General features: G+C 51.1%; 9 protein-coding genes and 2 pseudogenes. 5 read left to right on the top strand and 6 right to left on the bottom strand.

Annotation, left to right across the window (positions count from 1 at the left end; all coding sequences use genetic code 11):
* A partial coding sequence (locus tag CKL79_RS21320; protein WP_141242273.1) for a transposase occupies window positions 1-392 on the bottom strand: 392 nt, incomplete at its 3' end.
* 93 nt (window positions 393-485) lie between these two features.
* Between CKL79_RS21320 and CKL79_RS21315 the strand changes: the two genes are divergently transcribed.
* Window positions 486-815 carry a hypothetical protein gene (locus CKL79_RS21315; RefSeq protein ID WP_141242272.1) on the top strand — a complete coding sequence of 110 codons (330 nt, stop codon included), beginning with the start codon at window positions 486-488 and terminating at the stop codon, window positions 813-815.
* Between the two features lie 271 nt (window positions 816-1,086).
* Here the strand turns inward: CKL79_RS21315 and CKL79_RS21310 are convergent, their stop codons facing one another.
* Window positions 1,087-1,266, bottom strand: coding sequence for a hypothetical protein (locus CKL79_RS21310; RefSeq protein ID WP_121971554.1), 180 nt, complete (start codon window positions 1,264-1,266; stop codon window positions 1,087-1,089).
* Window positions 1,267-1,825: 559 nt separating this feature from the next.
* On the bottom strand, window positions 1,826-2,071 hold the full coding sequence (locus tag CKL79_RS21305) for a hypothetical protein (protein WP_205879174.1): 246 nt from the start codon (window positions 2,069-2,071) through the stop codon (window positions 1,826-1,828).
* 153 nt (window positions 2,072-2,224) lie between these two features.
* Between CKL79_RS21305 and CKL79_RS21300 the strand changes: the two genes are divergently transcribed.
* Together CKL79_RS21300 and CKL79_RS21295 are read left to right on the top strand one after the other, a co-directional pair.
* Window positions 2,225-2,812 carry a TetR/AcrR family transcriptional regulator gene (locus CKL79_RS21300; RefSeq protein ID WP_121971553.1) on the top strand — a complete coding sequence of 196 codons (588 nt, stop codon included), beginning with the start codon at window positions 2,225-2,227 and terminating at the stop codon, window positions 2,810-2,812.
* The gene (locus tag CKL79_RS21295; protein WP_121971552.1) at window positions 2,776-4,110 is read left to right on the top strand and encodes an ISNCY family transposase; all 1,335 of its coding nucleotides are present in this window, start codon (window positions 2,776-2,778) and stop codon (window positions 4,108-4,110) included. Before CKL79_RS21300 ends, CKL79_RS21295 begins: the two co-directional genes overlap by 37 nt.
* A gap of 1,152 nt (window positions 4,111-5,262) precedes the next feature.
* On the opposite strand, the gene CKL79_RS22955 is transcribed toward CKL79_RS21295, so the two are convergent.
* Window positions 5,263-5,454 carry a DUF6788 family protein gene (locus CKL79_RS22955; protein ID WP_141242271.1) on the bottom strand — a complete coding sequence of 64 codons (192 nt, stop codon included), beginning with the start codon at window positions 5,452-5,454 and terminating at the stop codon, window positions 5,263-5,265.
* A gap of 288 nt (window positions 5,455-5,742) precedes the next feature.
* On the opposite strand from CKL79_RS22955, the gene CKL79_RS21285 reads away from it, so the two are divergent.
* Both CKL79_RS21285 and CKL79_RS21280 read left to right on the top strand, forming a co-directional pair.
* Window positions 5,743-7,323 carry a hypothetical protein gene (locus tag CKL79_RS21285; protein WP_141242270.1) on the top strand — a complete coding sequence of 527 codons (1,581 nt, stop codon included), beginning with the start codon at window positions 5,743-5,745 and terminating at the stop codon, window positions 7,321-7,323.
* An 81-nt stretch (window positions 7,324-7,404) separates the two neighbouring features.
* A complete protein-coding gene (locus tag CKL79_RS21280; RefSeq protein ID WP_121971549.1) occupies window positions 7,405-8,583 on the top strand; it encodes a hypothetical protein in 1,179 nt (392 codons plus the stop codon).
* Between the two features lie 95 nt (window positions 8,584-8,678).
* Here CKL79_RS21280 and CKL79_RS21275 read toward each other — a convergent pair.
* Together CKL79_RS21275 and CKL79_RS21270 are read right to left on the bottom strand one after the other, a co-directional pair.
* Window positions 8,679-9,047: pseudogene (locus CKL79_RS21275) on the bottom strand (DDE-type integrase/transposase/recombinase); the annotation flags it as partial.
* A 371-nt stretch (window positions 9,048-9,418) separates the two neighbouring features.
* Window positions 9,419-9,877, bottom strand: a pseudogene (locus CKL79_RS21270) (ATP-binding protein); the annotation flags it as partial.
* Window positions 9,878-9,966: the final 89 nt, after the last annotated feature.

Below are 9,966 nucleotides of genomic sequence, written 5' to 3'. Positions count from 1 at the left end.
AGCGGGTAGGTGCTATTGCTGTGATTGTAGTGGCGGTCGATATACTCAAACAAACTGCCGACATGCTCACACATCGTGTCATCTAGGATAAAGCTAGAACCTGCTGCGGTGAGTCGATGCAGTATCGTTTGCTTCAGCACATACTCGATACGCGCATCGTTCATCTCTGGCGGATGCCACGGGGCTGAGGATAGAAACCGCGATAGGTTGCTTTTATCGGCGCTCGCCAACGTACAGCGGCTGATATTCGATAGGCTTTTGTTTTCTAAGACGATGAGCCCGGTTAAATAGTGCTGGAAGTGCTGATAGGCCCGCTCGTCATTGAACAAATGACGAAACGCTGCGGCATGTTTGCTCACCACTGGCGCTGGCGCAACAATCGGCAACTGCATCCTTCACCTCCTGCTCAAAACCTTTGAACCTAACGCCTAGTCTACCTCAGACGCGATATGATGATTTTTCTCTCATGAGAGCACAACACTCAAGTGACTAAGCTCATCGGCGAATATAGTACGCTTCAACCCGTGGTTATGTTTTATGGGCTGTCGCTGGCCCTGACGGGAGCGGTATACAACCTACTCTGGTTCTATATCGTCAAACAGTATCTTCATCGTCATCCCAAAATCGACCGTCATTTCATCCGTCGAGCGTCTTTTTGGAGCATTGGCTATCCTGCGCTGTATCTGATTGCGGCGCTCTTATCTTTAGTCACGGTGAGGGGGAGCTTATTTCTCTATATCCTGATTCCGTTGTTCTATTTGCTTCCTAGCACGATTGACCAGCAGCTGTTGGATTTATCAGATGAAGCTACTTAAAGTAATCTCTCTGAATTCCATGTACACTCGTCTTCATTTTCGCCATGCCTCTCAGAACTGCCGCCAGGAAACTTTGAATTTGATTGCAGATACATAAGCCCAGTTTACTCAATCGTCAAGCGCATCCTGCTTTCAGTCCTATGACACCGGATCGCCTTGCTTAGCGGCCATATGCTTTGAGGTCATGGGTGTGCTTCTTCCAGGGACTGCATAGTTATTTTTGGATCAGGATGACAAATACCGCTATGGGCCTCCTGCCGTGCGATCACTTTCAGCGGGCTTCGCCATCGCCTCCATACAGCGAAGCCCGGTCGTGAGTAGCCCTGGTGGTTTCCTCAATTTCACATCTCAGCGTGCCAATCATTGACGCCGCGTTGGGATAGTTGGCGCAGATGCGGGTGCTGCGGCGAGGGAGAGAAGCGATCACGTAGTCTTTCAAGAAAATCGCCACCTCACCGTCTGCCTGTGGTTGTGTGATGTGATGTCGTGATTAAACACGATTACCACCCAGAGCGGTCGCCTGTTGTAAAGATACAGTCCTCATCGGGGATGCGATGGCACAGCCCGCTGGAAGCGATCACCAATAGCGACAGCAACCTCTCCTTACCTGTATGCGCCGACAGGGAGCGATCGCCTGGTCTATGGGCAAACGCAAACGTAGTTAGTCTTTGGCAAAGCCTTCTCTGTGACCCAGCCTGATGGCTCAGCGCGGTAAGTTGCCCTAATGCTTTTCTCTGCCAGTGGTGCCGGTTTCTCTGCGGCCTTGGGCGGTGAAGCTGGTGGTAAGGGCGCTGGTTATTGCCCACGCCACCGCGCAGGTTTACTATTCCAGAAATCCAGAAATCCAGAAAACCAGATTAATAGATTACCAATGCTGTAGGGTGGTACTTATCGGGAGAGCGATGGCTCAGCCTGCTGGGAGCGATGACGTAGCCTGCTGAAAGCGATCGCCTTTTACTGCTGGTCGGTGAGGTGAGGGTGGGCCGGTGTTGGTAATGGTGGTGCTGCCATTAGCTCTGCTCAAAGTGCCCCATAGCGCCCAATCGAATGGTGAGCAGCTCTACATCTGACAAAGCCTGGTGTGGCCCTTGGGCGACCTGTGCGGGCGTATGCCAAAAGGTGCCAGTGGCGCAAACTTGCGGCCCGGTTTTAATACTCCCAGCTAGAACATAGACGTATTCATCGCAGGGATGGGAGTGAATCGGTATCACCGTTCCCTTGTCCATGCGCAGTCGATGGATAGAGCCCCCTGGCACAGGCACTGCTAGAGATAGAAGCTGAGCCCCTGGGAACGCCTCTAGATTGAGCTATTGCCGCTCATTGTCAGTGACAAATGTTTGCTGAGCCATCAGATTTCCTCTAAGCTGTAGAAAGCGAATGAATAATATTCACTCGCGTAGCTTAACACGATGAAAGAGGCGATTGCGTTGGCCAAGCCTATCCTCCAAAAAATCGCCGAGACAACTGCCTTGACCGAATCTACTCAAAAGCCTCGGTATGATATCGAAGGCCGGTATCAAGCGCTCTTAGAGGCAGGGGAAACGTTACTATGTGAGGGTTATGACCAGGCACAGCCGAAGCGGATAGCCGAATTGGCAGGTGTTTCTGTGGGCCTGTTTTACAAACACTTCAGCAGCAAACGCGATCTGCTAGCCGCTGTGATGGTTCATCGGCTGGGCAGCTTGCACTCGTTGATAGAAGATGCAATTGCTAGCGAGCCATCTCCAGAGCGATCACTGAAGGCTGTCATCGTCCAGACGCTGGCATACTTTCAAAAGCATAGGGGTCTAGCCAAGCTGTTCTTTATGCAAATTGGCTATGGCGACCACCAGGCCACTGAGCAGCTCAGCAGCAATTCCAAATTCCAACTAACGGACAGTGCTTGCGAAGAAACGTATCAGCCGTTCAGCGAGAAATGGAGTAAAGTTCACAGCAGCCCTAATCCGCTAGGACACAGCCGATGCCCCCCGCTAGTCTCAGTTTCGATAGCCTGTTAGACAGCTTGAGCAGCGCGATTGACGAGATGGGCGACCCGCGCCAACCCAGCAATGCGACTAGCTACAGCGTCAGGGATGCAGTGCTGGGGGCATTTTCGGCCTTTTTTATGCAGAGCGAATCGTTTCTAGAGTATCAGCGCCAGTTAAACAGCCGCAGCGGTCGGGACAATGCCCAGAGCTTGTTTGGGCTAGCGCAGATACCGAGCGTAGAGCAGATTCGTAACATCCTTGACCAGCTAGCGGCCCGAGGGTTGTTTAGCGTGTTCGTGAGCGTCTATCGAAGCCTTCAGGGGCGGGGATACTTAGAGCGGTTCAAGCAACTCGACGATAACCTGCTGGTGGCGCTGGACGGCACCGAATACTACAGCTCACAGAAGGTAAGTTGCCCTTGTTGTTCGACGCGCACCCATCGCAATGGGCAGGTGAGCTATTCTCACAAAGCGCTGCTGCCGGTGATTGTCGCGCCAGGTCAAGCGGCTGTGGTCTCGCTGCCGCCTGCGTTTATCACCCCTCAAGACGGTCACAGCAAGCAGGATTGTGAACAAGCTGCGGCGAAACGGTGGATCGGCTCAGCGCCAGCGATATTTGAGCAGCAGGCGGTGACCTTGCTCGGCGATGACCTTTTCAGTCGTCAGCCAATGTGCGAGGCGGCTTTAGCAGAGGGCTTCAACTTTATCTTCGTGTGTCTGCCTGAGTCGCATCCGACCCTCTATGACTGGATTGCCTTCAATGCGGCTAACGGTAACGTCCAGACTATTGAACAGACGCAGCGCCAGGGTCGAACCCATGAGGTCTGGCAAGTCCGCTACCTCAATGATGTCCCGTTGCGCTCAAAAGCCCCTGCGCTGTCGGTCAACTGGTGTGAGCTGACGGTGTCGCAGCCATCGGACGCGAAGGTGCTCCATGTCAATAGTTGGGTTACCAACCATCCCATCACTGACTCCCAAGCCTTTGAGATTGCCGCTGCTGGTCGCTGCCGGTGGAAGACCGAAAACGAGAACCACAACGAGCTTAAAACCAAAGGCTACCATCTCAAACACAACTTTGGGCATGGCCAACAGCACCTATCCGCCTTTTTATTGACCCTGAATCTGCTAGCATTTTTGTTTCATACGGTGCTACATCTAGCCGACGAGCCCTATCAAAGGCTTCGACAGCAGCGGGGCACTCGAAAAGGCTTCTTTCGAGACATCCTGGCGCTCACCAAGTACTTGTGGTTCGAGAGCTGGGCGGCATTGCTCGACTTCATGCTCGATGAGAAGAAGAAGTCTGCCAAACAGATGAGAAACACTTCTTGATTGCTGTCCTCGCTGATGGCTCATCAGCTACGAAGCGCTGATGAGCTTGTCCGTATCTTGGAATTTGGAATTGCTGGCAGCTCAGTGAAGCGAGAGCGAATTATCGAAGGATTCTAAGCTCGGTCATAGAGGATGGTATTCAGCAGCAGCATTTTTTAGCCATGCAACCTGTAGAAATAGAGACTTTGGTAAGTAGTATTGTTGGTACAGTCAACTGGACGATATATGAGCAATTAGTCGTTAAACAGCATGACATCAATTCGCAGATTCTAACGAACAGGCTGGCAGCTCTCTTTTTGCGTGGCATCCAGCTTGAATCCATAGATGAGAGAGGTCACTATCGTGCCTAGTACAATAAGTGTAAAACAATGAAACGTATAGATGCCAATGCCCCGGAAAGAGATTGAGCTCAAGGAGCAGGAACGCAGAGAGCTAGAGCGGCTGAGCACGAGCGGTGTGTGCTCAGTGGGGGTATGGCCCCGACTCGTGCAAAATCTAGCCATAAGGCTGTAAGCCCTGTGAAGACTGGGATGTAGAGACCGAAATCGAGCCTTTTTAGAAAAGTACTAACTAACAGACGCCCTTAGTGCGATCGCACTTGATTTCTGCTTTAGTCACACTTTACTGGCGCAGAGTATATCGAATACGTTGCGTCAGTATGCTTTAAATCTTAAAAAGTCAGCCCAATTAATAGGCTTGTATGCTTGATTTAGACTGATGTGTTTTGCATACGTTATAAATTCTAAAAGTGCTTCTACGAATAGGAGATAGTCTTTTAGGTGCGTTCGCAAGCTCAATCTCGCCAGTTTTATACGATCCACAGGTTCTTTATAAAATAAGGGATTGGGAGCATACTTCCTATTGTTGAAATTTCACCTGATGTGAAACATAGAGACAAAGGTAAAACGCACACCCCGAACGAATAATGCGCATAGACAGTTCATAGCAGCAGGCTAGAGTATCTATTTTTAATTACTTTAGACCGATGGTTGAGGGTACTGTTTTATCGATATTTTGTAGCCTCAAGCGCTGATGTCTTGGAGGGTTGATCGAGTGAAGCCACCGTTTGCTGCTGGTGCCCAGGCATGACCGATCATTCATGCGCGACAAAGCATCGTAAAAAAGGCCGTAAAAAGCGCTCCAAGTTGTCCGTTAGTTAGTACTTTTTGTGATGCCAACGTACCAACTCTTGAGCCGTCCGTTTTCCTTGCTATAGCCATACCAGTAGGGGCCATGCAGCTTCTCACCTGTAGCGCAGCAGCAGTTGGCCTTAACGCATTTGACCAGTTCAGACTGATAGGTGATACGCCCTGCTTGAGTAGTTTCGACGACCTCTCTACCCATCGCTAGGAAAGTGTAACTCTCGCATGAACCCCGCCTCTGGGCTTTTCCGCAGAGCTTTTCATGTGCTTATTGATATATCTCTATGCTATCTTTTTGTTTCGTTTTCTATTGCTACTCGATGTGAGTTACAAATAGCACAGATAGCAACAGCTTTCTCAAGCTGACTCAACGATGAAAGCAATAATTGTACGGCGTCGCCCGCTTCAGCACGAGCTGACAGGCTCTAAGCATCAAAAATTTCTGAAAAGAGTTGGATGGGTCCTGATTGCCTTGGCGATTATCTCAGGGATGGTTACGCGCATCTTTGCCGTTTTTCAGTACGTGACTTTTGATATTGGCCCCGACCCCGACCAAATTCGGGATGCGTTTGTGGTGATGGATATTTGGCAAGGAGAGTTGCCCGCGATGGGGCCTAAGTCCTATGGCTTCGGCCTGGCTGGATTCCACATTCCGCCCCTCTATTACTATTTGGTGTTTCCCTTCACGCTCCTAGGACAGGCTCCAGTCTTTCTGGCCTTCCCCAATGCCCTGTTTTCTTTTTTGGCTATTCCGCTATTCATCTACTTAACCTACAGGCTCCTAACGGGCGTTCATTTTTCCAAACGGCTCTTTCTGAGCGGCTTGTCAGGTTTCTGGTATAGCCTTCTCTTTGCCGATATTTTTATTAGCAATTTCCAGTGGAATCCGAGCGCAATGCCGTTCTTTTTGATGCTCTTCACCCTTATCTATGCTATCCAGTGCCAACATCTGTCTGCCTGGAAAGTTCAAATTCCAGCCTGGACTGCCAGTGGGGTTGTCCTCGCGATTTTGGTGAGCTTGCATACTTCCGCTCTATTTGTCATGCCTGTTGTTTACATGATTACGGCTCTGGCATTTATGGGGAAGGTTTTTAAAGGGATGGGTGCTAACCTGCGGCTGGCGCTGCCTGGACTGGGTCTGCTCGCGGCGGCGATCGCCCTTGCGCCTTATTGGATTGGCGAACTGCAAAGTAGCTTTAGCAACACCCGCTCTATTGTGCGAACGATTCTGACAGTTTCCGGCAGCGATGAGGATAGATCTCTGGCGATCGCCCTGGGCGAGAAAGGCATAAATTTTTTGCTGCACTATCTCAACAGCGTTCGGCAGGTGTACTTTTGGAATACCTCGGTTGCAGCCGCTGTCATTTTGGCTTTGGCGATCACGATGATCAGCAGCGTTGCTTTCTTAAAATTCCGAGGCGATCAAGATATTTGGTTAGTGTGGTTGGCCACGTGGGGATTGTTGTTGTTGGCCGCGAGCAATCTCGATCCGGGCCAAACTGCTGCCTACTACAGAAGTCTCATATTGATGACCCCCATTGTGATAACGGCGATCACTTTGGCCTATGCAGATTTTCAGGGGAGTCGGGCGATCTACTACCACTCAGCCATTGCGGTCTTTATTGCCCTCTCCTGCTGGCAGAACCTATCCCACGACGCCCAGTTCATGGCTGCTAAGTACGGCCCCAAACGGCTGATGAACACCCGAGAAGTCGCTCAAGTGATAGCCCATCTGCCTGAAGGTGCGAGACTTTGTAGCCCGCGTATCGCCCGCAATCGCTCCGAGCACAATCAATACCGCTACATTGACACCTACGTTACCCGCCAGGGAATAGCCGCCGTTAGCAATTGTCAGGCGGGCGACTACGTCATTCATCCCAAAAGAATTATTCACCTCGCAGGCAACTATCTAGACTACCCAGACTACCAAACTGCCGACTTTGCCGACACTGGCCCCAAAGTCCAGCCGGAATTATGGCCGACCTTCGAAATTCGAGACAATCAGCCGATTGCCCGGCCAGCCACCCTGTTTCTAGAGCTTCAGACGGCGACTGTTTACGTGTTGTCTTAGTCCCGCGTTCTAATCCTTCTAAAACTTGATAACGCCGTCTGAAGGTATCTGTCTGATTCTTGAAGTACCACCTTAATCCTCATGTTTTTGAACCACATCCGTCAATCTAGTCAACCTAAGCGAGCCCTTCCACCCCGACAGGTATTCACAGAATTTCGCTATATTGCCAGCCTCTTTCTGCTCACCCGCTTAGCCCTTATCCTGATTGGTCTGATGGCCCACTCTCTCACCGAGACGGGCTATGGCAAGCAATTTAGCTGGTCATCCTTTAAATGGCTAGATATTTGGGGCGTGTGGGACTCGTTCTGGTACATGGACATTGTCCAAAACGGTTACTCTGCTGCTGGGGCCATTCCTGATAGCCCAGATCAAACCAACTTTCCCTTCTTCCCGCTCTATCCCATGCTGATGAAAGGCCTGGGCACCCTTCTGGGGGGCAACTATTACATTGCCGGGCTGATCGTTTCTAATTTGTGTCTGTTGGGAGCCTGCTACCTGCTTTACAAACTGGTGGAGGGGAATAGCGATCGCAAAACCGCCCGTCTCTCTGTCAAATTCCTCTTCCTCTACCCGGTTTCCTTCATCTTCTCCGGCCTCTTCACCGAATCGCTCTACCTTTTCCTCTGTCTGCTGTGCTTTTATCTGGCAAAGCGCCGCCATTGGCTCGCAGTAGGCCTAGCAGGCGCGCTGCTTTCCGCCACCCGCACCCTCGGCGTGCTCATCGTCTTACCTCTCGCCTGGGAATATCTGCGCAGCATCGACTTCAAATTCAACCGCATTCGCCTGGATGTGCTCTGGCTCGCCCTCGTGCCGGTAGGCATGATCTGCTTTGGCCTGTTCAGCTATCAACAAACGGGCGACTTTTTCTACTTCAAAACCAACCAGGCTGCCTGGGATCGGCAAATTCTGAATCCCTTGGTGGTGCTCTGGAAGGCCCTCAAGCAGGGTCTGGCTCAGGGGAATGCCAGAATATTGCTAGAGCTGAGCTTTAGCGTGACCGCCCTAGCCCTTTCCACCCTTCATTACAAAAAAATCGGCTTTGCCTACTGGTTATTGTGCATGTACTCTCTGCTAATTCCCTTGTCCGCAGGCATCGACTCTATGGCCCGCTACACCCTGCCCATTTTTCCGCTGTTCATTATCCTGGCCAAACTGAGCCGCGACAACGACAGCTGGAACGACGCGCTAACTCTCTTTCTGGGCTTTGTGCAGGGTTGTCTGATGGTGTATTGGTGTACCGGACAAGCGCTGGTCGTCTAACAACACGACTTAGGGATTGATTGAATCCGTCAGATCTGGGTAGCTAAATAGGGGCGAATCAGCCTCAAAGCGATCGCACCCCCTTTCAATCTGGCCTAAGCAGCCTTGAACAACGCTTCCAGTTTCTCGACACCTTTCACGAATCGCTGCCTGCGCTCACTTAGACACACGAATTCTGCCATTTGGGAGCGCGGCCTCAGAAAGTTGCCCACTTCATCCACCGCGCGGCAGAACCACTGCGCCGCATCAAACTCGCCAAAGCCCAAGGTTGGGTAATAGCGGTGCTTAATGCGCCGATGGCTCTGCTCCACCGGATTGGCCGTGCAGGGACGCACCTCGTGCTGGATATCTTGGCCCAGTTCTTCCTCAATCGCCCGAGGATAGGAAGCCAGACCATCGGTGGCAACCGTCTCTGGCACATCCTCCTGAAGATCGATGGCTTGGGCAAAGAAGGCTTTAGTGCCGCACTCATTTTTGGCTACTCAGTCCTGGCAGTTTCTGCCGTCCAGTCGTCATTCAAGGGAGTGTTCCCTTCAACAGCATAATATTGTCTAAAGCCCTTGCGTAGATATAGATTGAGGGTGTTCCCTTTGTATCAAAATAATGGGTTGTGCAGAGTGTTCCCTTTAGAGCATGTAAAATAGCTACAGCCCTTATCACAAGAGGGATAAAGGGTGTTCCCTTGTACGTGTTTAGCGTCCGAGTATCAAATGTCAACTACATGTGCGCCTAGACGACAGCTATAAAACGACTGGATTAGAGCAAGGGTTTTTCCTCCACATTTAAACGACACCTATGATTCTCTGTGGGAGAGGCTTCGCCAACGGCGCGACACCTACGATCGCCAGGAGCTATCCTCTTTGTTAGCTGGGGCTTTGGCATCTTCGCCGCGTTTTGCGGCAGACCGCTTTCGGTAGCTCTCAGAGTGGATCTCGACAATCAACGCATGGTGAATGAGCCTGTCAACAGCGGCAACTGTCATCATGTCGTCAGCGAAGATATCGTTCCACTGGCTAAATGGCTGATTTGCTGTGATAAGCAAGCTCTTGCGCTCGTAGCGATGGGCAATCAACTCAAAAAGCACAGAGGTTTCAGCCTCAGACTTCTTGACGTAGCCCAAGTCATCAATCACCAGTAAGTCGTAGCGGTCGAGGCGTTTGAGCATAGCGGGTAGCACGAGCTGTAGCTTCGCCTGCTGTAGCTGTTGAACCAAGCCAGTGGCGGAGAAGAACTTGGTGCGTTTGCCTAGCTCAATGACCGCCCTGGCAAGTCCTATCGAAAGATGGGTTTTAGCGCGACCATAAGGATACCCTCCTAATCAGACGATTTTAACTTATTCTGTGACTGACTCGTACGGTTGGCTTCCAGGCGTAAGCGTTCCAT

This window comes from Leptolyngbya sp. BC1307 (genome assembly GCF_002286735.1).
Classification (GTDB): domain Bacteria; phylum Cyanobacteriota; class Cyanobacteriia; order Phormidesmidales; family Phormidesmidaceae; genus Phormidesmis.
This window is presented reverse-complemented; position numbering and strand designations above follow the sequence as displayed.

Excerpts from the sequence above, each read along its gene's own strand:
- CKL79_RS21280 (WP_121971549.1), top strand. The coding sequence starts at position 7,405 with ATGTTTTTGAACCACATCCGTCAATCTAGTCAACCTAAGCGAGCCCTT.
- CKL79_RS22955 (WP_141242271.1), bottom strand. The coding sequence starts at position 5,454 with ATGGGTAGAGAGGTCGTCGAAACTACTCAAGCAGGGCGTATCACCTAT.
- CKL79_RS21285 (WP_141242270.1), top strand. The coding sequence starts at position 5,743 with ATGGTTACGCGCATCTTTGCCGTTTTTCAGTACGTGACTTTTGATATT.
- CKL79_RS21295 (WP_121971552.1), top strand. The coding sequence starts at position 2,776 with ATGCCCCCCGCTAGTCTCAGTTTCGATAGCCTGTTAGACAGCTTGAGC.
- CKL79_RS21300 (WP_121971553.1), top strand. The coding sequence starts at position 2,225 with ATGAAAGAGGCGATTGCGTTGGCCAAGCCTATCCTCCAAAAAATCGCC.